The organism is Ligilactobacillus sp. JN-6 (Y).1 (assembly GCF_058111525.1).
Genome location: NZ_CM176599.1, coordinates 519842 through 540565, shown reverse-complemented (window position 1 = coordinate 540565; position 20724 = coordinate 519842). Strand labels below are relative to the sequence as shown.

Below are 20724 nucleotides of genomic sequence, written 5' to 3'. Positions count from 1 at the left end.
ACCTCTGTTAAAAAAATGGCGATCGTTTGTAATTCTTCTCTACTAAAGGTCTGGAGCACTTCCGTCAGTTGAGCGTTTTTTGTTTCAAAAGTTCCTCATGAAGATGTGCAAGTCTCACTCCTCCGGAGGTCAGCGAATAATGTTTGCTGCGACCGTCTTTATGGTCAGCTTGGACTGTAACCATTCCACGCTTGACTAAAAGAGACATTCGTTTGGACAAAGTTCCTCGTAAAATGCCAAATTGCTCGCCGATCTCTTTGGCGGATGCAGCCGGGTGTGCATTTAAATATGAAAGAATATGAAAATGTGAGGTCCGAAGGCCTGCAGCATTCGGATCTTGCGCGCTTAACCATCGTTTTTCTTGATCGTCATCGTCGTCCAAGGCTAACAGGTGGTTATATTTGTGCAAGATCTCTTGAGAAAGCACCGGATCGTCATCCCCTTTCCTTGTTTTAGGACATGCAAAATAAAATATTTGGCATGGGGTTTTGAAAGTTGTAAGATTAGATGATGAACTTAGTTTCCTAGGAAACATTTTTCACTTTTATGATAACTGTAAATAAAGAAGGAGTCAATTAGTATGAACGAACAAAACGTTAGCTGGCGATCTAAAGCCTCGATCATAGCTGTAGCGATGCTGTCATTTTTGGGAATACTTGTCGAGACTTCACTTAATGTCACTTTTCCCACCTTAACACGTGAATTTAACGTGACACTCGGGACGATGCAGTGGGTCACTTCCGGTTATTTGCTGATGGTAACGATCATTATGTCAACGACCGGTTTTTTAATAAAGAAATTCAATGCCCGCTCGTTATTTTCAGTGGCAATTTTCTTTAATTTGCTGGGAACGTTGATGTGCGCTACAGCTCAGGTTTTCCCCATCTTGTTATCTGGACGTTTATTACAGGCGATCGCAACTGGGATCTCCACGCCTTTGATGTATCATCTGGTCATGTCGCTTGTGCCACAGAAAAAATTAGGGATGTACATGGGAGTCGCCGCAATGATAATTTCTCTCGCACCAGCTTTAGGTCCAACTTATGGCGGAACAATGGCTGCTTTTTGGTCATGGCGAGGGATCTTTATTATTGCTTTACCGCTTCTTTTGTTAACTGCCTGGCTTGGTGAGAAAAATATTTTCTTAAAAGCTAATGGGACCGAGGAGAAATTTGACTGGGTCGGACTTACCTTGCTCAGTTTGACCTTTTTTAGTTTAAGTACGGCTTTTGCAAACGGCGGCAATTATGGCTTCGGTGATGGTCGGTTTTATTGTAGGTATTTTATTGCTGGCTTTACATTTTCACTTTTCTGACCGACGGATCTTGAACTTTAAACTTCTGTTAAAGCCATTGATAGGCTTGCGTTGGTTGAACTTCTTCATCCTGCAGTTTATTAATATTGGGATCTCATTTGTCATTCCAATTTTTGCCGAAAACTATATTCATACCAGCGCCTTTGTTGCTGGACTGATCTTGTTGCCAGGTGCTTTACTGGGGGCAGCTGTTTCTCCCTATGCTGGCCGTCTGTTCGACACACATGGTGCATTTTTACCTTTGATGATATCTAGTATTTCCCTGTTAGTCGGTACAAGTTTATTTTATACAATGACCGGAGCACTGAGTGTACTTTCGACGACTTTGATCTATCTTTTCTTACGTGGCGGCTTTAATTTTGGTTTTAGTAACTCAATGTCTGACGCTAGCACGCAGGTTTCAATCGAACAAAAAGCAGACGTTAATTCACTGTTTAATACTTTTCAACAGTATGCAGGTTCTTTTGGAACAAGTGTTTTATCAGCAGTTATTTCAGCACAACAGATGAAGAAGGATGCCTCTTTGGCGATATTAACGGCAAAGGGCAGTCATTTTGATTATAGTATTTTGATGATCTTGGCAGCGATCAGTTTGGTAACAGTCCTTTTTGCTCGGCGTTTGAAAACAAAATACTAGCAGGCTAAAACCCCATATATCTGGTGTGAAAGCGTAACCCACCAACTACAAGTTGTGCTTTAACAAAATTTTGGTCTTTATTTTTTAGGCAAAATCGCGTATGATTAGATGGACGAATAATAGGAGCCAGGACAAGGTAAGCTCTTGTCTAATGTTAATTAGGGAAAGGATGCTTCAATCATTTTGATTACATTATCTGGTATTATCGGGTCGGGAAAGTCTAGTTTAACGGATATCCTTTCAGAAGAACTCGGAACAAAAGCATATTATGAACCAGTGCAGGACAACCCCGTCTTGCCGATTTTTTATAAAGGCAACGAGATCGCTGCGCAAAAGCGTGCTGCCGGCGACAAAGAAGCTACTAATCCATACGCATATTTATTACAGACTTTCTTCTTGAACCGTCGTTTTTCGATGATCAAGGAGGCAATGCGTGAAGACAACAACATTTTGGACCGTTCGATCTATGAAGATGAGATCTTCATGAAGATCAACACGGAAATGGGCAACGCCACAGAAGTTGAATACGACATATACAAGAGTTTGCTGAACAACATGATGGAAGAATTGCCATTTGCCTCACACAAAAAATCGCCTGACCTAATGATCACGATCAGGGTCTCCTACGAAACGATGTTAAAACGTATCGAGAAACGAGGCCGTGATTATGAGTTAGTTGAAAATGATCCATCGCTGGTAGATTATTACCATCGTTTGTTAAATTGTTATGACATGTGGATGAAAGAATACAAGGCTTCACCATTGTTAGTTATTGATGGCGACAAGTATGACTTCGTTGATAACTTAAGCGATCGTGTGCAAGTCTTTGAAACGATCGAAAACAAGTTGCATGAATTGGGTAACTTGGATGACGTACAGATGGATAAATTTAAGTCTGAACATGAAAAAGTATTTAAAGCACAGTAAGTAAGAAACAAGACAAGTTGCAGAGCTGCCTTATGTAAATAGGGTAGGCTCTTTTTTAGTTGAGCGTGATCGCAATGGGAATTGGTAGTTATTTAGCGCTTTTTATTTCATATGTGCATATTTTGCATAATAAAGCGGCTAAGCTCCAGTTCTTTTTTTGCGCGATGGGCTATGATATCATATTAAACATGAACATTAAAAATTAATGAAAGCGGTGATGAGGTGCGTTTTATCGGTGTATTTGAGCGGGAAGAATATCAACGGTCGATCAAAAAGGTTTGGCTGACCGGAGCAGTTTATACCATTGTATTCCAAATCATAGCGATGGTCGCAATGCTCATCGAAATGTTTTATGACCCAAAGCTGATGCAAGAAGACAAGTTGGATCAAGTCGGGTTACCCTATTTCATAGCCGTTGCTGCGGGTTTATTTGTGATTTTTGTTGCCACGTCACCACGTTTGAGGAAAAACTTTTTTGTGAATGGATCTTCCGAGATGACGTGGCAAAGGTTTGGTATCTTAGTTTCTATGATGTTGCTGGCACAGTTGTTATTTACAGGTTATTCCACTGGACTGGAAACTTTATTGAATCAATTTGGCCTTACAGCAACCGCTGAGTTGGATTCTGCTAGTGCAGGTAGCGAGACCTGGTCGATGTTTTTGTATGCAGGATTTTTGGCTCCCGTCACGGAGGAGATAGTTTTCCGCGGTTTTGTTTTACGCAGCGTTCAACCGTACGGTACTAGTGCTGCTATTCTATTGTCGGCTAGTTTATTTGGGCTCTACCATTTGAATATCATGCAAACTCCTTTTGCGTTTGCCATCGGTTTGATCCTGGCTATTGTTGCACTAAAATTCGGGATCAAGTGGTCGATGGCTTTGCACTCTTTTAATAATTTAGTGTTGGGTGATGTTTTTGGACGTATTTTAGAGGCTTTGCCCAAGCAGATCAGTGGAGTGATCAACAGTGTTGTCTTTTTAGGTGGTGGCCTTATCGGAATTTGGATATTGTGGAAAAAAAGAGATCGTATTAAAGATTGGTATTCCCGTCATCATTTGCGCCGTCATGAGTTGCGCCTGATTTTCTGTAACTGGGTGGGTATCGTAATAATGGTCGTATCAGTTATCCTGATGGTCGGTAGTTTAAGTAAAAAGTAAATGTTAGCTACAAATTTGCCATTATCGAGTTTTTGAAATGGCTTTCATGGAGAAAATGGAGTATGATATTACTCGTAAGTTTATTTTAGGGGTGTGTGAGTATGGCACTTAACTATCATCGGATCTTGGTTGCGGTCAATAAGTCGACTGGTGCTGACCAAGCTTTAGAAAAGGCAGTGGCCACTGCAAAACGCAATCACGCAAGGCTAGATATTTTGCGCGTCATTGATATTAATTCATTGCAATATAAGGCTGGTGGCCAAGCCGTGATCGATGGTCAAGATATTTATGATATAGAGCAGGCCAATGAGGAATTTTTAGATGAATTAAAGGAAAGGTTACTTCAAGAAGAAAAACTAGACACTGACCAGGTCTTTTTTCACCTTCGTTTTGGCAACCCCAAGACAGTGATCTTAAACGACTTTCAGTCTGAGTATCATAATGACCTACTAGTTATTGGTGGAACTGAAATGGGATTGTTCAAACGAATGGTCGCAGGTTCAGTTGCTTCTTATGTTCCTAAGGCTGCTCACTGTGATGTTTTAATAACTAAAAAATAAAAGTCAGGCAAGTTTTTTCGCAGGTGCGAGAAACTGTCTGACTTTTTGTGTATCACGCATTTTATGTTGATCAGAAAATGCGATCAAGTTAAGCGATAGGTGTTCGATTGGATAGAGATCGGTGAAAGACACCGCCGGTTTGAAAATGACTGGATGAAGTCGACGAAAGTATTCCGATTCTGAACGAGTTCGCTATAAATTCTTCAACTTTCGGTCTATTTGAAAGCACAAATAAAGCCTCGAGAAGGTTTTTCAAACTGCTCGAGACTTAAGGGGTTGCTCTGTTTTTGTAGTCGAGTTCTAACAAGCAAGAAGTTCCGTCTATCCAGCTCTGACATCACATCGCTTAAAACCGCGATATAATGCCAGAGCTCGATAGTACTCGCTTCTTCTCGCTTGTCTACGCTCTGTTTTTGTAGTCGAGCTGCGCAAGCCAAACCTTTCCGCTTATCCAAGTCAAGCACTACACCGCTGAGAAACGCGCTATAGTGTTTGACTCCGATAATGCTCAAGGTTTAAGCGGCTTGCTCCGCTCTGTTTTTGTAGTCGAGTTCCGCATGGCAGAAGGTTGCGCCTAACCAACTTCCACACTACAATGCTGAAAAGCGCATTATAGTGCGAAAGTCAATTAGTGCTCACCTTCTGAACGCCATGCTCCGCTCTGTTTGTAGTCGAGCTGCGCAAGCCAAACCTTTCCGCTTATCCAAGTCAGGCACTACACCGCTGAGAAACGTGCTATAGTGCTTGACTCCGATAATGCTCGAGGTTTAAGCGGCTTGCTCCGCTCTGTTTTTAGTCATTCATCTTCTTTTCCACGTACTTAGATAACCATGTTAGCAAAGTGATGATCACTAAGTACATCAAAGCTACGATCCCCCAGATCTTGAAGCCTTCCAAGTTTCTGGCTATGATGATCTTCCCGGTTTGTGTGAGTTCAAGGATACCGATGATCGAAAGGATCGAAGTATCTTTTAATGTGATGATGAACTGGTTGATAAACGAAGGGACCATGACCTTGATACCTTGTGGCAAGATAACTTTACTCATTGCCTTGCCAAACGGTAGACCTAAACTACGAGCTGCCTCCATTTGCCCGCTGTCGACAGAATCGATCCCACCTTTGACAAAAGCTGCGGTATAGGCACCTTCGTTGAGCATCAGTGTGATCGTTCCAGCGATGAAAGCAGGAATTTTCGTTCCTATCAAACTTGGTATCCCGTTGTAAATGAATAAGGCTAATACCAAAAGCGGCAAGCCACGGAAGATGTAGATCACTGTTGTAGATAGTCCACGTGCAAATTTGTTAGGTAGGACTCCTAGTAAGCCGAAGATCACTCCAAAGATCGTGGCTGCAATGATCCCTACGACTGTCAGATAAAGCGTTTGACCTAAACCTTTTAATAAAACAGAGTAATTTTCTTTGATCAAGCCGGCAAAAGAATGATCATTTGACTTCTTCTTTTGGGATTTTACAGTGTCAGTGCTAAGGTAGCGGTCCGTGATCTTTTTGTATTGACCATTTTTCTTGAGGACCTTCAAGCCATGGTTAAATTTTTGCAGTAATTCAGGATTTTGACCTTTCATAACTGCAAATCCGTAGTAACCACTTTCAGCTGGCTTAGTTACGATCTTCAATTTTGTACCGGTTTTGATCGCGTATTGCATAACAGGAACGTCTTCGAAGGTCGCGACCGAATTGCCAGTGACGACGTCATTATACATATTATCTGAATCATCGAAGGTCACAGTTTTAAAGCCATATTTTTTCTGTTGTGAGCGGGCATAAGAAGCAGCGGCTGTCCCTGTTTTCAGAGCCACACGTTTGCCTTTTAAATCGCTTAGTCCTTTGATATTACTATTTTTGCCGACCGCCATGACTACTCCGGTTTTATAATATTGATCGGAAAAATCAAATTTAGCCTTGCGTTCAGGCGTGATCGACATTCCAGCGATCACGCCGTCGATTTGGTTTGACTGCAGCGATTGAACTGCAGCATTAAAACCGAGGGGTTTGATATTGACCTTGAAGTTTTCTTCCTTTGCGATAGCTTTCATCAAGTCAATGTCGATCCCAACGTATTTGTTGTCTTTATTTGCAAATTCGAAAGGTGGGTATGTAACGTCTGTTCCGATCGTGTATGTCTTTTCTGCGTGAACTTTTGGAGAAACTGTGAAAACCAGGATCATTGAAAATATAGCTACCAGAAGTTGGATCATCTTACTTTTTTTCATCAGAACTCGCCCCTTTACTTAAGTATTTTTAATAATGTTTCTAGAATACCACATTTTTACTGGCGAAGGGTAGACTAGCTAATTAAAAAGATGAATTTTTTTGAACTATACCGAATTAATATTAATTTCTCTAGCACATGTTGTCTTGGTCAAAAGTGCTACTTGACCAAATGTAACATTCTTTTTAGTTAGAGTCGCAAGTGACTGATAAAATTAATATAATCTGATTAGATATTTGTAAATAATAATTTTTAAGGGCTCACGATATTTATTAAAATAGGCCTTGTATTTTTATGAGGAAACGGTTACAATAAAGGCGTAGGGAATGAACAGCTCATAATTTATGTTTTGTAAATATAAATTAGATGGTTGTTTCATTAAAGAAACCACATGAAAAGAGGTCAGGGGCTTGTTAAATTCTCTATCAGATAATGGTCAGACTCAACTATAGTGTGACAAAAGGTTCGATGTTGGTGCGAAATCAATGTTTTTCCGTTCTTTGTGCGCTTTACTAGTTGCCATGTGCAAGTAATCAAGTCTGATCATTATTTTTGTGTGTCGAAATAAAAAGTGTCATCATTACTACTTAAATAAGAAACAGAAAAAATACATAAATTAAGCTGAAACATCACTAGCACGTCAATTTAGGATGATGTGGTGCTTCCTACATATAAAAATAGTGTTGGCGATTTTGTTCACCAACACTATTCTCATTTTACTGATTATTTTAAAACGTCGGAATATTCTTCATGGTGTTTGTCGAAAAAATTGACGGCATAAGGACACACATTAATGATCTGATATCCATTTTTACGAGCACGATTGACGATCTCTAACATCAAGTAACCACCGATCCCCTTACCACGCAAGGAAGGGTCGACAACAGTCGAATCGATCGTGTAAGTTTTGTTGTTGTCGTCTGGCGTGAAGTCGACTTGAGCATCGACTTTGTTATCTTCGGTATAGTGGACGAAGCGATCTTGTCCGTCTTTGCAATTTGATTCAAATAAGAATCTCATCTAAACTTCCTCCTTTTAGTGACGTTCAAATTTATTATAACTATCTGAATGAGAAGCGTGCGTGATCAATTTGTTTGCTTTAACCGATCGTCTAAGAACTCCTTGAGTACAACTGCTTGATTATGCTCGGTATCTTTAGCACCATACAGTAAGGTAACATCACCTGCAGCAAGCTTTTCCTTGATCGTTTTGATAAACGTTGGTCCAGCAGAATTTTGAGCCAATTCATCTAAATAAGAAGTTCGAAATTCGCCAAATTTTTCAGGATCATGTCCAAACCACTTGCGTAACTCTGGAGAAGGGGCGATTTCTTTTTCCCAGCTATCGAGTTTAGCATTGGCTTTAGAGACACCGCGTGGCCACATCCTGTCTACTAGTATACGATAAGCTTGATAATTTTGTTCATGATCATAGATACGTTGAATTTGTAGCACAGAATCATCTCCTTTGTTGTTACTTTCATTGTAACGCAAGAAAACGGTTTATCAAAACAGAGCGTAGACAAGCGAGAAGAAGCGAGTACTATCGAGCTCTGGCATTATATCGCGGTTTAAGCGATGTGATGTCAGAGCTGGATAGACGGAACTTCTTGCTTGTTAGAGCTCGACTATGAAACAGAGTGGAGCATGGCGTTCAGAAGGTGAGCACTAACTGACTTTCGCACTATAATGCGCTTTTCAGCATTGTAGTGTGGAAGTTGGTTAGGCGCAACCTTCTGCCATGCGGAACTCGACTACAAAAACAGAGCGTAGCAAGCCGCTTAAACCTTGAGCATTATCGGAGTCAAACACTATAGCGCGTTTTTCAGCGGTGTAGTGTTTGACTTGGATAGGCGTAAAGGTTTGGCTTGCGCAGCTCGACTACTAAAGCCGAGCACACCTTGGTATCTAGGAGTCCGAGCGAGCATGAACTTTTCCACGGCAGTCTAACAATAAAATATACTATCATTTTGTAAGCAAATGTATTGAAGAAAGTGGCAAATGGTGGTAAATTTTACATAGTAAATCGTGAACGACTGAAAGCCGAGTTTGTTTTTAAAAGTTCACAATATTTATTATGCTAAAGGTGGTGGTGTCGATGTCATCGATCTATGAGTTTGAAAAAGAAGAGATCAATGGACAAAAAATTGATTTCGCAAGTTTTAAGGGACAGGTGTTGCTGGTGGTAAATACTGCCAGCAAATGTGGGCTAGCTCCGCAACTTGGACAAATTGAAGATTTGTATCAAAAGTACCATGAACAAGGATTTAATGTAGTGGGTTTGCCTTCCAATCAGTTTAATCAAGAATTAGATTCTGATGAGGAAGCCGAGCAGTATTGCAAGCTCCATTTTGGAGTAACTTTTCCAATGACTAAGCGCGTGGCCGTTAATGGTAAGGACGAAGACCCATTGTATACGTATTTAAAAGGGCAAACTGATGGCGCAGATATCGCGTGGAACTATACGAAGTTTTTGATCGGGCGTGATGGTCAGGTGGTCGGACGTTATGAACCGAAAACAACGCCAGAAGAATTTAGTAACGATATTGTAGATGCAGTGCAAAACTCTAAATAATACGTTATCATGGTAGTAGGAGATTTTAGGTAGGACACGACAGAAGTGACTATACTAAAATCGATCGACACCAAAAACCAGCGAGCGTTTGGTGGATGACCGAATGCTTTAATATATAGGAGGAATTAAATTATGGCAGTTAAAGAAATTACGGATGCAGATTTTGAAGAAGTTACTGGCAAAGGTGTTACTTTGACAGACTTCTGGGCAACATGGTGTGGTCCATGTAAGATGCAGTCACCAGTTGTTGAACAATTATCTGACGAAATGGGCGATGTTAACTTCACGAAGATGGATGTCGATCAAAACCCAGAAACAGCATCTCATTTTGGGATCATGAGTATCCCGACCTTGATGGTCAAAAAAGACGGTGAAGTTGTTGATACGATCGTCGGTTATCATCCTAAGGATCAATTGAAGCAAATCTTGGAACAATATACTGACTAAGTTATAAATTAGGAGGCGCGGAATTGATCTGCGCCTTTTATTATTGGAGGAGCACTTTAGATGGAGAAAACAGCAATATTTGCAGGCGGATGCTTTTGGTGTATGGTCAAACCATTTGACGAACAGCCAGGGATCAATAAAGTAGTTTCTGGCTATACCGGTGGTCACGTTCCGAATCCAACTTATGAACAAGTTTGCAGTCATACTACCGGACATACTGAGGCGGTCGAGATCCACTATGATCCAGATGTTGTGTCTTATAAAGATCTAGTCGAAGTATATTGGCGTCAAACTGATCCGACCGACGCGATGGGACAGTTTCAAGACAGGGGCGACAGTTACCGGCCAGTAATTTTTGTCCAAAATGATGAGGAACGTCGGATCGCAGAAGCATCCAAGAAGGAATTGGAAGAAAGCGGCCGTTTCCCAGACCCGATCGTGACACAGATCGAGGATGCCAAGCCGTTTTATCCTGCAGAAGATTATCATCAGGATTTCTACAAGAAAAACCCATTCCGTTATCAAATGGAAGAAATGGGCGGTCGTGAGAAGTTTATCAAGAATAAGTGGAAATAAGCGCATAAAAAGGGCATGCAGGAGTAGTTTTTTCTGCATGCCTTTTTTATTACAAAATTTAGCAATACCACGGATGTATCGTTCATTGAGCGAGAGTTTCACTTTTGGTCCAATATCACCTGAACTTAGGGCCGTTTAGCGGTTAATTGGCCCAACATCGCCACGATTTAGGGCCAGTTAGTGATCATTTGGCCCCACATCTACTAAACTTAGGGCCGATCAGCTCCCAGACAGTTACTATCATATTTTTTGGGAAACGTTTGAGCCGCTAGTTTTTGTCAACTTCTTTTTTAGCACGACGTTTGTTATGACGGAGCATGAAAGGAACGGTTAATGTTGTTCCGGCAGCACTGAGCGCTAAGAAATCAGCCACCAGTAACAGCAAAAGTAAGACCGGGCTAGCTTTAAGATACCAACAGATCCCACTTAGTCCGAGCAAAATAATAGTCAGTAGCCAGATCGCACCAACCAGGAAGAAAAACTTCCGTTTCTGTGACGAATTCAATTTCATTCCTTCTTTTTAAATGATTAGGATCGAATATAGCGCGATAAGATAATAAAAGCAAGCAAAATCCCTAAAATTTTTTAGAAATCACAATTTTCAAGTTGCATAGTACAGACGCACCAAATAAACAGACAATATTACGGTTCAGTGAAGACTAAGTTAAGCTGCTCATTCTTGATCGATCAATGCGGCAATCTGTTTTCCGACATTACGCCAGAAAAGGATCTCATTGTTTTTGAAATCTTCTGAAAAGGTTGTAAAGTCTGTGCGTGGACTAACTGTGCCAATTTCTTCTTTAAGAGCGCCGGTGACCAATAAAACTTGGTCTTCAGTGGTCCAACGGACATTGTAGTATGGACCTTCAAGAGCTTCATCAAGCATCTCTTGTATACCGTCTTTTGCGGTGTCTAACAAGACATCATGTTCTGTAATTTCAGGTTTTCCGTGGGTTTTCAAATAAGCTAATTTTTGGGCAACTTCACCCATGTCATTAGGAATTAAATTAAACATTGCTTTACCTCCAAACAAATCATTTCCATCTATTATAGCAAATGTGTATAGTAAATGTGTTCCTAATAAAAGTAGCAGTGTTTTTAATGATTTTTTGCAAACAAATAGCCACTCCACGGCTGCATTCGTGAAGTGGCTATAATTATTAACCGTTAGCAACGGTGAAACGTTCCTGATTGTGGCCGGCTTCTTTGATCTCTTTGACGATTGCTTTAGCCATTGTACCACCGGTTGTTTCTGAATTGCCTTCTGAATCAGTCAGCAATTCTTCTTTACCGTATAAAATGTTGTCAGCTGCTTCACCGGCTACAAATGAGGAAGCTGGTGAGACGCCGACCCAGTTGACGTTGGTTACATCTTGCAAGAAGTGCAACTCTGCCAATTGGTTGATCGGTGTGTTGATAAATGCTTCTGAACCGGGAGCTTTCTTGATATCTTCCACTACCAAGTGATCGTCGTCACCTGCATGCAAACTGCCGGCACCCAGAATAAAGATGAAGCGTGGTTGTTTTTCTTCACGGAATAAACTGATCAAATGTGCTGTCAGATCCACGTGTAAGTATGCTTGTGCGGGAGCGGTCGAAAAGGCGTCGACTACAACATCAAAACCAGCAAGGTCTTCTTTTGTTAAAGCAAATGCGTCTTTTTCGAGGATCTGGATCGAATCCCCTAGTTCTTTTTTAGCTTTAGCTGCATTACGTACGATGGCTGTAACATCTAATCCTGCAACTTGAGCTTCTTTGAAAGTAGCTGAACCGGCCATGCCAGTTGCGCCAATGATCCCAACTTTAGTCATTAAAAAACCTCCTTGTATTTCGCTATATCACTTACATTTTATAAGGAAATTTGTCAAAAGACAAGCGATAAGCTTTCAGGGTTAGCGCCAATGGTTTTAACATAAAATTGAATCGGTTATAATCAATATAAATGATATTTGAATGTTTGGAGGCAAAGGGCACTGATGCAAGAAGAAAATCGTGCGACAAAGGTCAATATTGTTAATTTGATCTGGAGTTATGATCGGCAAAAAGGCCAGGTGAATTTATTGCTCGTCAAACGAGCAGAAAAACCTGCTAAAAACATGTGGTCATTACCTGAAACATTTTTGGGTGAAGATGAGAGTGCCGATCAAGCTGCTTTACGACTGGTACATGATAAGATCGGACTGAAATTAGCCGCCTTTCATACTGAACAATTGGAGACTTTTACTGAACCGCAACGCTTAAGTGCAAGTCAGCGCGCTTTATCGCTGGCATACATGACATTTCTGCCGGAAATGCCGCCGCTGAATGCTGGTTATGGGGCGATCGATGCCAAATGGTTTGCTTTAACAGTCAAAGACCATGAATATTATTTTTGTAACGGTAATGAGCACTACCGTGTTGCTCAAGCTGAATTTCAGGAACAATACTATCATAACCTAGCAAATTATGGTCAAACTATCAGCGGCAAACTGGCTTTTGATCATGATTGGATCATTAAGGTGGGGTGTTTGCGGATCAAAAATAAGCTGAACTATCAACCAAATATTTTGCTGATCTTAGGCGATACATTTACTTTAAAAGAGGCACGTAGTGTGTACGCGCCGTTTTTAAAAACAAGATTAGAACAGATCGATAATTCTAATTTTAAGAAAACACATGGTAAGTTGTTCGTGGAAGCAGGGACCGTGACAGCTAAAAAACGTGGCCGACCGGCAAGAGTATATCGTTTGAAATAGGTGCCAGTCTTTTTGGGTTGCATTTAAATAATAAGAAGTGTACTATCAATAAGATAGCTTAGAAATATTTTTTTATATTTTATTAAAAGTAATAATTACTTTTAATTGTTCTGGGAGGAACGATCAATGATCGAGCAAGGAAACATGGCACTATTAACTGATTTATATGAATATACAATGGCAAATGGTTTTTACCAAGACATGAAGGAACAACGCGGTTCTTTTGATATGTTCTTTCGTAAATTACCGGATAACGGACGATTCGTTGTATTGGCCGGAGTAGAGACTGCACTGGAAGAGATGAAAAACTTTCACTATGAACAAGAAGATCTTGACTACTTGAATGGCCTGGGACTTTTCTCTCAGGAATTCTTAAATTATCTTCGTGATTTTAAGTTTGAGTGCAAGGTCTATACAATTCCGGAAGGGACACCAGTTTTTCCACGTGAGCCAGTTGTCACAGTTGAGGGGCCATTATTGCAAGCTCAGTTATTTGAGACCTTGCTTTTGAATGTTATCAATCATCAGACTTTGATCGCAACTAAAGCACGTCGGATAGTGGCTGCTTCCAAAGGCCGTGCAGTGATGGAGTTTGGGGCTCGCCGTGCACAGGGCCCAGCGAGTGCCGTATATGGTGCCCGTGCTGCTGTGATAGGTGGTTGTACCGGCACTTCAAATTTGTTAGCGGGTCAAAAATTTGGTATTCCAGTCTCAGGAACAATGGCTCATAGTTGGATCGAAGCATTTGATAACGAATTTGCAGCTTTTGCAGCTTGGGGTAAGATCTACCCGCAAAACTGTTCGTTATTGGTCGATACCTATGATGTTTTAGAGTCTGGCGTGCCAAATGCCATTAAAGTTTTTGACCAACTTTCAGCTAAAGGTTATGACAAATTTGGGATCCGGATCGATTCTGGTGATATCACACAATTGTCAACACAAGCTCGCCAGATGTTAGATAATGCTGGCTATACACAAGCAACGATCACAGCATCAAATTCTTTAGACGAGCATATTATTCAATCTTTGGTCAGTGAAGGTGCTGCTATCGATAACTTTGGTGTGGGTGAGAACCTGATCACAAGTGCCAGCTCGCCAGTTTTAAGCGGTGTATACAAGTTAGGTGCTGTGCAAAAAAACGATGACGTTTGGTATCCGAAAGTTAAAGTTAGTGCCAGCTTGGGTAAATTAACACTTCCAGGACGCAAACAAGTTTACCGTTTGTACGATCCACGGACAGGGTCCCCTTTTGCTGACCTTGTTTCATTACGCGATGAAAAAATCAACAAAAATATCGATGAAATGAAAGTCTTAAGTGCCGATCCTGAAGCAACGAAGAGATATCGGACTTTGAAAAATGTTCAAGCCATTGAACTGCAAAAAGAAGCTTTAAATGAAAAAGGTGAATTACTGACGGGTTCTCCGAGCGTATTTGATATTCAAAAGTATAGTAAAGAGAAGTTAGCAGAGCTGCCGGCATCTAAGAAACGTTTGTTATACCCTGATGAATACCCTGTCTTTATTACAAAAGCATTGTACGATCAGCAACAAGAGTTGATCGAGAATAATAGGGTGGAATAGCTTTTCAAAAATGTAACAAAGTAAAGATCCAGTAGTCTAATGATAAGACTGCTGGATCTTTATTTTAAAAGACTGTAACCTTTTCTAGAAAATAAGTTAAAATGAAAGAAATGTTTAATGGAAAGGGGTACATACATGGCTATTAAAATGATCACTACTGATATTGATGGGACTTTGTTGAATAATAATAAACAAATCAGTACGCATACTAAGGAGGTCTTACAAGAAGCGAGGCGGCAAGGTATTTATGTAGTTCTATGTAGTGGGCGCCCACTTGTGGGAGTACAAGAATATTTGTCAGAGCTTGGGTTAACAGGAAACGACGACTATGTGATAACCTTTAATGGAGCCCAGGTACAACATGGAACTGGCGATAGGCCTTTGATCGCCAACTTATTAACGGGACAAGATTTTTGTTTGTTGGATGAACTTGCGCACAAATTAGGGGTCAGGGGACAAGCAGTTACACCGGACGGTAATATTTATCTGACAACTCCAGACATTAGTCCAGTGACTGTGATGGATTCCTACTTCACTAAAATGCTGCTGCATGTCAGACCTGCTGCATTACCAACAGAGGTCTCTCATCTCGCCAAATATATGTGGGCCGATGTGCCGAAAGTTTTAGATCAGGCAATAGACAATTTGCCGCAAAAAGTACGAGATAAATACTACTGCGTTCATAGTGAAGAATGGTTTTTTGAATTTATGCATCCCTTAGCCACAAAAGGGCAGGCTATGGTGGAATTAGCCGGCAAATTAAAGATCATGCCCAGTGAGGTCATGGCAGTTGGAGATCAGGATAACGACTTAACAATGATCGAAACTGCTGGGCTAGGAGTTGCGATGGGAAATGCTAATTCAACTGTTAAACAAGAAGCACAAGTGGTCACGGAAGATAATGAGCATGATGGACTAGCAGTTGCAGTTGAAAAATACGTCTTATAATCATTGGTTGAAATGGAAGATACTTGGCTCGAATTTTAGAAGAACTTGTTTTTTATCGGTTTGCGCGTGATAGAAGATGGTCACACGATCGTGCTTAGCTTTCGCAATGCAAAAATGCATCACAAAATTTAAGCCCGCTGGTGCTCACTTTCTCCGTTTCACTCCACCTTGGTAAGCTTTTTTTGAACTTATTTTCCTAAAATGGACTATGATAGAATTGATATGATAAAGTGCGTTGATTTTAAAGGGGAGAAAGTAATGTCAGAGCGTGAAGAAATGCGGATCCGGACACATAAGATCATCAGTTATTTGGACCAAACATATGGAGATAATTGGGCGCAAGACCCTGAGATCTCAGAAGATCCTAAGCTAAAAGAACACTTACAGTGGATCAAAACTTGCAGATAAAAGGCAAACGGTAAGCAGCCAACCGCTTGCTTTTTTTGTACCCATAAAAAAAGTCTCCACCTACGAGAAGGGAGACTCTGTGGTTTTTATTCGGCTGAAACTTCAACGTCAATGTTTCCTGCTACTGCTTTAGAGTACGGGCAAACTTTTGCAGTTTCTTCCATATATTTTTGGGTTTCTTCTGGATCGACACCATCAATATGACCAACAAGTCTGACTTTCAAATTAAAATCAGTCTGGCCTGCTGCATAAAGATCAACATTGGCAGTTACATTTCGATGAAGATCATCTTTACCTGCTTTGTTCAATGAAAAGGACATTGCACTGTTGAAACAGGCAGCAAAACCAGCAGCGAATAACATTTCTGGTGTAGTTGCTCCGTCTTTTTTAGTCATTGAAGTGTTAACTGAAAAACTGCCGTCAGGCGCTACTGATTGACCTTCACGTCCACCTGTATTTACAGAACGCGACACACCTATTTTTTTCATTGAATCATAATCCAAACTCATAAAAAAGCTCCTTTCTTAAATACACAGTTTCAATTCAACGATTTATTGCTCGACATGCGTGATAATAATCGTACGCGATTAAACATCTTAAGAATAACATTGGAGTGATATCAGTTCAAACTTTTTGCACTTTTAAGGAAAAGGATCACTTGAGCAGAATTTGGTTGTTTATCATCTCTCCCCCAGATAAAAGCACCTATTTCCTTCATACATGACTTAATTTAAAAAGTGTGACCATTGTCTATGGAATAGGGCGCCGCCACTAGAAGACTAAGCTCCAAAAGTTTTTGCTGTTACATAGCGGGTAAGTAGGGTTACACCCATACATACTCAATGCAACTAAGCTGGCATATTGTACACGGCTAAATATTAGATTTTAAAAACTAGGGATAGCGGCCGCTTAATATGCGTGGTGCTAGTTCGTAATTAGCTAAATACCCCTAAAGTTATGTTTCAACTTTAGGGGTAAATATCGAAGGTGATTATTTTTTGCTGATCTCTAATCGACTGATTTTAAGGCTCCTTGCATGTCTATTTTGCTGATCTTGCGAGCCATGATCAACATTACGATCAAGGAGAAAATCAGGGTCATGCCCGTTGATAAAGCGAAATTCGTCCACAGTAAATTCATATCTGCTAAGGCATTGTTAGGCGGAAGAGTTTCCATAATGAAATGGTGTAGGTAATAGCCGCCGCCAAAACCAAATAGGATCCCTGCTACAGTCAAGATCAATGTTTCTCTGTATACATATAGGACCGTTTCGCGTTGATAGAAACCTAAGACTCTCAACGTTGCCAATTCTCGTATCCTTTCTGATACGTTGATATTAGTTAAAGTAAACAAGACTACAAAGGATAGCACAGACGAAGCGAGTACAATGATCAGCACAATATTGTTTAATCCGTCTAAAATTGTATTGACTGTATCTTTCGCCTGGTTAGACTGGACTGCAGTCATAGCTGCCTGCTGTCTGTTGAGCTGGCGTGAGACATGGTTGATCGATGCAGCAGAACGATCATGCAGGTCAAGGATCTTGGCGTTATACTTGACGGGCTGGTCAAAGACCTTATGATAATATGCGCTGTTCATAACGACATCGTGTCCGACATACAGCTGACTAATGCCGCTGACTTTGATGCGATGTTTTTTACCCGTGTTGTCTTTTATGGCCAGATGATCACCGACTTGATAACCGCCTAAGCGGGCTAATTTCTCCGTAATGACTGCACCATTATCTTGAAGTTGTAGTTTTTTATGACTCGCAGGATCGCGGAGGGTCATAAAATCGCCAAACTTTGCTTCTTTTTGCGGCACGATCAAAGAAACTTGTTGGTTATTTGCAACATCCTTAGGTTTAGCCGTGACAGATTCGTAGTAAATGGTACTTTGTTTTTTGACTTCATCTATATCGGAGACTTTATTTTGATAAGCTGTCTTTTGAGATTGAGAAGCTTGTGGGTCAAAGACCCCGATCACATCATAATGAACGATCTTTTGATACTGGTTATCAATGATCCCATTCAAAGAATCACGTAACCCAAAACCGGTGATCAATAACGAGGTACAGCCAAAGATGCCAATGATTGTCATGAACATCCGACTTTTGTACCTAAACAAGTTACGTATTGTAACTTTATGATCAAAAGACAATTTTTGCCAGATAAAGGGTACTTTTTCCAACAATACTTTCGCGCCAGAACGTGGAGGCTTTTCTGTCATCAACTCGGCTGGCTGTTCCTGTAAAGAATTCCACACGACATAGATAGCAGGCACGACAGTACAGACTAAGGCAAAAACCAGGCTGATCGCGATCCATAAAGCAGAGGGCGGAGTTTTTATCTGAGGGACTGCTAAATTGGCCGCGTAAGCAGCATAGATCCTTTGTGGCAAGAGCCAAGTTCCAAAGAAGCTCCCGATCGCTGTCCCTAAAACAGCCGCACTACTGCCATAAAGCAAGAACATCTTCAAAGCATCAAATTTAGTATAACCTAATGCCCGTAGTGTTCCGATGTCGGTCCTTTTTTCTTCAGCCATCCGAGACATGGTAGTTAAGGTGACTAAGACTGCGACTGCGAAGAAAATGAGCGGGAAGGTGTTAGATAAAACGTCGATCCGTTTAGCTGCTTCACCAAATTGATTGTAACCCTGATTATAGTCATTACGTGCTTGGAGTTGGTAAGTCAGTTTGCTTTGGCTTTTGATCTCACTTTTTTTGCTGGCAATTTTTTCTTGAGCCTGTTTTAATTTTTGGTCCTGCGTTTGCAGCTGGTGAGAATTTTGCTGATATTGTTGTTGCTGGGTATTGATCTTTACTTGTTCAGCTTGTAGTTGCTGCTGCTGTTGCTGCAGTTGGCGTTGGGCCGCTGTTTTTTGAGACCCCATTGGCGAGCGTGCTGTCTGTGCCTGTTTGGCAGTTAATGCTTGCCGATTTTGACTTAACTGTGACGAAGCCTTATCTAGCCGTCTTTTGGACTGCTTTAACTGGTTTTGTTTTTGCTCAAATGAAGTCTGTTGCGACTCCAACTTATCAGCCTGAACCTGTACCTTATCCAGTGCTTGTTGCTGCATTTTTTCTTGACGTCGTTCAGCCTGTTTGGTTAATCTATCTTGTGCATGGTCGACATTTCGATTGAGCTGATCTTCAAATTTGTTTGAATAACTTGCTCCTTTGAGATTATTATAGGAAATCTTGGCAACGTTTGGTAATTGCTGGCTAAAAGCCCCCTTGCTCAAGACAGCGAAAGTATCGATCTGTCCTTTGCCGGCGTTTGAGGTCCCAAGGTTTTTCTTTTGCAAATAATCACTAGAAGTGACAAAACCGACGATCTTGTACTTGGTATGTTTTAAGCCGCTAACGTCTTGATGACCGTGATTATTAACTAAATTTATTTGTTGGCCGAGCTTATAGTTGCTTGATTCGTATTTGCTCAGCGCGATCTCGTGGGAATTATGCGGCAAACGTCCCTTCACCGGTTTGTAAAGTGAAAGATCGCTTGTTTTTTCGTTTAATCTGACTGTTTTATTAGAGCCGGATAATACAGCATCCTTATACTTGGAAAACTCGGCTTGCTTAACATGTGACATGTTAGCCAGATAGTGGCGGTCAGAACTGTTAAAACCGACTTGGCTTGTAACTTGAGCATCAGCCATTTGATGTTCGTTAAAATAAGCATTTCCAGTAGCACGCATGTCATTTCCAGTCACTTTAAGTCCGATCAGGACAAAGGTTCCCAAGGCTAATAAAATTGAAATTGAAATAAAGCGCGCAAAGGATGAATTAAATTCCCGCCAAATATTTTTTCGTAAAGTTTTTTGCAAGGTATTCACCTACCATTCAATATTTTTAACTGGCTGTGGTTGATCATTTAAATAATCCTTCATAACTTTACCGTCGCCGATCTCGATTACATGGTCGGCCATTGCCTTAATTGCGGCATTATGAGTTACTATGATCACAGTTTTGTTATCTTTGTGACTGAAATCTTGCAGTAACTGTAGAATTGTTTTGCCGATCTTATAATCTAATGCACCGGTCGGCTCATCAGAAAGTAAAAGTTTGGGATTTTTTGCAACCGCTCGAGCTATCGAGGCTCGTTGTTGCTCACCACCAGACAATTGGGCTGGGAAACGGTCCAACATCTTTGCTAAACCTACGTCCGACAGGACTTTTGCAGGATCAAGCGCATTATGTGAGATCTCACTGGCCAGCTCCACATTTTCAAGTGTAGTCAAATTTGGGATCAGATTATAGAATTGGAACACAAAACCAACCTGTTCTCGACGGTAAGTTGTCATCTCTTTTTTAGTTATTTGACTGATTTCTTGTCCACTTACATTCACGGATCCTTCGGAAGCAGAATCCATTCCTCCTAATATGTTCAGCAGTGTAGTTTTGCCTGCTCCCGAACTACCTAAAATAATCGTAAGTTCTCCTTTTTTTATTTCAAAACTGACTTTATTGTTAGCATATACTTTATTTTCTCCGCTTTTAAAAATCTTACTTTCATCTTTGACTGAAATAAAATTTTCCATATGATCGTCCCCGTCTTTAATGAACGACATGTTGAGTATTTATATGATACAGGTTAATATAAATTTCAAAGAATAACAATATACA

Annotated in this window: 22 protein-coding genes; 12 read left to right on the top strand and 10 right to left on the bottom strand. The window is 40.7% G+C overall.

Going from position 1 to position 20724, the window contains the following annotated elements:
* Positions 1-64: 64 nt before the first annotated feature.
* Positions 65-427: a MarR family winged helix-turn-helix transcriptional regulator gene (locus AC3XNE_RS02610; protein WP_489832696.1), complete on the bottom strand. Its 363-nt coding sequence runs from the start codon at positions 425-427 to the stop codon at positions 65-67.
* A 153-nt stretch (positions 428-580) separates the two neighbouring features.
* Between AC3XNE_RS02610 and AC3XNE_RS02605 the strand changes: the two genes are divergently transcribed.
* The 5 genes from AC3XNE_RS02605 (at position 581) to AC3XNE_RS02585 (ending at position 4597) form a co-directional block, all read left to right on the top strand.
* Positions 581-1315, top strand: coding sequence for an MFS transporter (locus AC3XNE_RS02605; RefSeq protein WP_489832695.1), 735 nt, complete (start codon positions 581-583; stop codon positions 1313-1315).
* Positions 1248-1952 carry an MFS transporter gene (locus AC3XNE_RS02600; RefSeq protein ID WP_489832694.1) on the top strand — a complete coding sequence of 235 codons (705 nt, stop codon included), beginning with the start codon at positions 1248-1250 and terminating at the stop codon, positions 1950-1952. The genes AC3XNE_RS02605 and AC3XNE_RS02600 overlap by 68 nt, the downstream gene beginning before the upstream one ends.
* A gap of 183 nt (positions 1953-2135) precedes the next feature.
* Positions 2136-2879 carry a deoxynucleoside kinase gene (locus AC3XNE_RS02595; RefSeq protein WP_489832693.1) on the top strand — a complete coding sequence of 248 codons (744 nt, stop codon included), beginning with the start codon at positions 2136-2138 and terminating at the stop codon, positions 2877-2879.
* A gap of 222 nt (positions 2880-3101) precedes the next feature.
* A complete protein-coding gene (locus AC3XNE_RS02590; protein ID WP_489832692.1) occupies positions 3102-4037 on the top strand; it encodes a CPBP family intramembrane glutamic endopeptidase in 936 nt (311 codons plus the stop codon).
* 101 nt (positions 4038-4138) lie between these two features.
* Positions 4139-4597, top strand: a complete 459-nt coding sequence (locus AC3XNE_RS02585; RefSeq protein ID WP_489832691.1) for a universal stress protein — start codon at positions 4139-4141, stop codon at positions 4595-4597.
* A gap of 792 nt (positions 4598-5389) precedes the next feature.
* Here AC3XNE_RS02585 and AC3XNE_RS02580 read toward each other — a convergent pair.
* From AC3XNE_RS02580 to AC3XNE_RS02570, 3 genes are all read right to left on the bottom strand, one after another.
* Positions 5390-6784, bottom strand: a complete 1395-nt coding sequence (locus AC3XNE_RS02580) for an amino acid ABC transporter substrate-binding protein/permease (protein ID WP_489833362.1) — start codon at positions 6782-6784, stop codon at positions 5390-5392.
* A gap of 767 nt (positions 6785-7551) precedes the next feature.
* Positions 7552-7848 carry a GNAT family N-acetyltransferase gene (locus AC3XNE_RS02575; protein WP_489832690.1) on the bottom strand — a complete coding sequence of 99 codons (297 nt, stop codon included), beginning with the start codon at positions 7846-7848 and terminating at the stop codon, positions 7552-7554.
* Positions 7849-7913: 65 nt separating this feature from the next.
* Positions 7914-8282: a DUF488 domain-containing protein gene (locus tag AC3XNE_RS02570; RefSeq protein ID WP_489832689.1), complete on the bottom strand. Its 369-nt coding sequence runs from the start codon at positions 8280-8282 to the stop codon at positions 7914-7916.
* A gap of 643 nt (positions 8283-8925) precedes the next feature.
* Here AC3XNE_RS02570 and AC3XNE_RS02565 point away from each other — a divergent pair.
* The 3 genes from AC3XNE_RS02565 (at position 8926) to msrA (ending at position 10425) form a co-directional block, all read left to right on the top strand.
* Positions 8926-9402 carry a glutathione peroxidase gene (locus AC3XNE_RS02565; protein WP_489832688.1) on the top strand — a complete coding sequence of 159 codons (477 nt, stop codon included), beginning with the start codon at positions 8926-8928 and terminating at the stop codon, positions 9400-9402.
* Between the two features lie 132 nt (positions 9403-9534).
* On the top strand, positions 9535-9849 hold the full coding sequence (gene trxA / locus AC3XNE_RS02560) for a thioredoxin (protein WP_489832687.1): 315 nt from the start codon (positions 9535-9537) through the stop codon (positions 9847-9849).
* 60 nt (positions 9850-9909) lie between these two features.
* The gene (msrA, locus tag AC3XNE_RS02555) at positions 9910-10425 is read left to right on the top strand and encodes a peptide-methionine (S)-S-oxide reductase MsrA (RefSeq protein ID WP_489832686.1); all 516 of its coding nucleotides are present in this window, start codon (positions 9910-9912) and stop codon (positions 10423-10425) included.
* A gap of 268 nt (positions 10426-10693) precedes the next feature.
* Here msrA and AC3XNE_RS02550 read toward each other — a convergent pair whose 3' ends face one another.
* From AC3XNE_RS02550 to AC3XNE_RS02540, 3 genes are all read right to left on the bottom strand, one after another.
* Positions 10694-10936 (bottom strand): hypothetical protein, encoded by a 243-nt coding sequence (locus AC3XNE_RS02550; protein WP_489832685.1) that lies wholly within the window; start codon positions 10934-10936, stop codon positions 10694-10696.
* Positions 10937-11098: 162 nt separating this feature from the next.
* Positions 11099-11440 carry a hypothetical protein gene (locus AC3XNE_RS02545; protein ID WP_489832684.1) on the bottom strand — a complete coding sequence of 114 codons (342 nt, stop codon included), beginning with the start codon at positions 11438-11440 and terminating at the stop codon, positions 11099-11101.
* 145 nt (positions 11441-11585) lie between these two features.
* A complete protein-coding gene (locus tag AC3XNE_RS02540) occupies positions 11586-12236 on the bottom strand; it encodes an NAD(P)H-binding protein (protein ID WP_489832683.1) in 651 nt (216 codons plus the stop codon).
* 165 nt (positions 12237-12401) lie between these two features.
* Between AC3XNE_RS02540 and AC3XNE_RS02535 the strand changes: the two genes are divergently transcribed.
* From AC3XNE_RS02535 to AC3XNE_RS02520, 4 genes are all read left to right on the top strand, one after another.
* On the top strand, positions 12402-13160 hold the full coding sequence (locus AC3XNE_RS02535) for an NrtR DNA-binding winged helix domain-containing protein (RefSeq protein ID WP_489832682.1): 759 nt from the start codon (positions 12402-12404) through the stop codon (positions 13158-13160).
* 126 nt (positions 13161-13286) lie between these two features.
* On the top strand, positions 13287-14741 hold the full coding sequence (locus tag AC3XNE_RS02530; protein WP_489832681.1) for a nicotinate phosphoribosyltransferase: 1455 nt from the start codon (positions 13287-13289) through the stop codon (positions 14739-14741).
* Positions 14742-14876: 135 nt separating this feature from the next.
* Entirely contained in the window at positions 14877-15689 is an 813-nt protein-coding gene (locus tag AC3XNE_RS02525) for a Cof-type HAD-IIB family hydrolase (protein WP_489832680.1), read from the top strand.
* A 258-nt stretch (positions 15690-15947) separates the two neighbouring features.
* Positions 15948-16097: a hypothetical protein gene (locus AC3XNE_RS02520; RefSeq protein ID WP_489832679.1), complete on the top strand. Its 150-nt coding sequence runs from the start codon at positions 15948-15950 to the stop codon at positions 16095-16097.
* Between the two features lie 86 nt (positions 16098-16183).
* Here the strand turns inward: AC3XNE_RS02520 and AC3XNE_RS02515 are convergent, their stop codons facing one another.
* The 3 genes from AC3XNE_RS02515 to AC3XNE_RS02505 form a co-directional block, all read right to left on the bottom strand.
* Positions 16184-16606: an Ohr family peroxiredoxin gene (locus AC3XNE_RS02515; protein WP_489832678.1), complete on the bottom strand. Its 423-nt coding sequence runs from the start codon at positions 16604-16606 to the stop codon at positions 16184-16186.
* A 499-nt stretch (positions 16607-17105) separates the two neighbouring features.
* Positions 17106-19934 carry an FtsX-like permease family protein gene (locus tag AC3XNE_RS02510; RefSeq protein WP_489832677.1) on the bottom strand — a complete coding sequence of 943 codons (2829 nt, stop codon included), beginning with the start codon at positions 19932-19934 and terminating at the stop codon, positions 17106-17108.
* Positions 19935-20639, bottom strand: coding sequence for an ABC transporter ATP-binding protein (locus AC3XNE_RS02505; RefSeq protein WP_489832676.1), 705 nt, complete (start codon positions 20637-20639; stop codon positions 19935-19937). It lies immediately after the preceding gene.
* Positions 20640-20724 lie beyond the last annotated feature (85 nt).

Coding starts and splice junctions, on each gene's coding strand:
- AC3XNE_RS02605 (WP_489832695.1), top strand. CDS start 581: ATGAACGAACAAAACGTTAGCTGGCGATCTAAAGCCTCGATCATAGCT.
- AC3XNE_RS02600 (WP_489832694.1), top strand. CDS start 1,248: ATGGCTTCGGTGATGGTCGGTTTTATTGTAGGTATTTTATTGCTGGCT.
- AC3XNE_RS02585 (WP_489832691.1), top strand. CDS start 4,139: ATGGCACTTAACTATCATCGGATCTTGGTTGCGGTCAATAAGTCGACT.
- AC3XNE_RS02580 (WP_489833362.1), bottom strand. CDS start 6,784: ATGATCCTGGTTTTCACAGTTTCTCCAAAAGTTCACGCAGAAAAGACA.
- AC3XNE_RS02575 (WP_489832690.1), bottom strand. CDS start 7,848: ATGAGATTCTTATTTGAATCAAATTGCAAAGACGGACAAGATCGCTTC.
- AC3XNE_RS02565 (WP_489832688.1), top strand. CDS start 8,926: ATGTCATCGATCTATGAGTTTGAAAAAGAAGAGATCAATGGACAAAAA.
- trxA (WP_489832687.1), top strand. CDS start 9,535: ATGGCAGTTAAAGAAATTACGGATGCAGATTTTGAAGAAGTTACTGGC.
- msrA (WP_489832686.1), top strand. CDS start 9,910: ATGGAGAAAACAGCAATATTTGCAGGCGGATGCTTTTGGTGTATGGTC.
- AC3XNE_RS02550 (WP_489832685.1), bottom strand. CDS start 10,936: ATGAAATTGAATTCGTCACAGAAACGGAAGTTTTTCTTCCTGGTTGGT.
- AC3XNE_RS02545 (WP_489832684.1), bottom strand. CDS start 11,440: ATGTTTAATTTAATTCCTAATGACATGGGTGAAGTTGCCCAAAAATTA.
- AC3XNE_RS02540 (WP_489832683.1), bottom strand. CDS start 12,236: ATGACTAAAGTTGGGATCATTGGCGCAACTGGCATGGCCGGTTCAGCT.
- AC3XNE_RS02535 (WP_489832682.1), top strand. CDS start 12,402: ATGCAAGAAGAAAATCGTGCGACAAAGGTCAATATTGTTAATTTGATC.
- AC3XNE_RS02530 (WP_489832681.1), top strand. CDS start 13,287: ATGATCGAGCAAGGAAACATGGCACTATTAACTGATTTATATGAATAT.
- AC3XNE_RS02525 (WP_489832680.1), top strand. CDS start 14,877: ATGGCTATTAAAATGATCACTACTGATATTGATGGGACTTTGTTGAAT.
- AC3XNE_RS02520 (WP_489832679.1), top strand. CDS start 15,948: ATGTCAGAGCGTGAAGAAATGCGGATCCGGACACATAAGATCATCAGT.
- AC3XNE_RS02515 (WP_489832678.1), bottom strand. CDS start 16,606: ATGAGTTTGGATTATGATTCAATGAAAAAAATAGGTGTGTCGCGTTCT.
- AC3XNE_RS02505 (WP_489832676.1), bottom strand. CDS start 20,639: ATGGAAAATTTTATTTCAGTCAAAGATGAAAGTAAGATTTTTAAAAGC.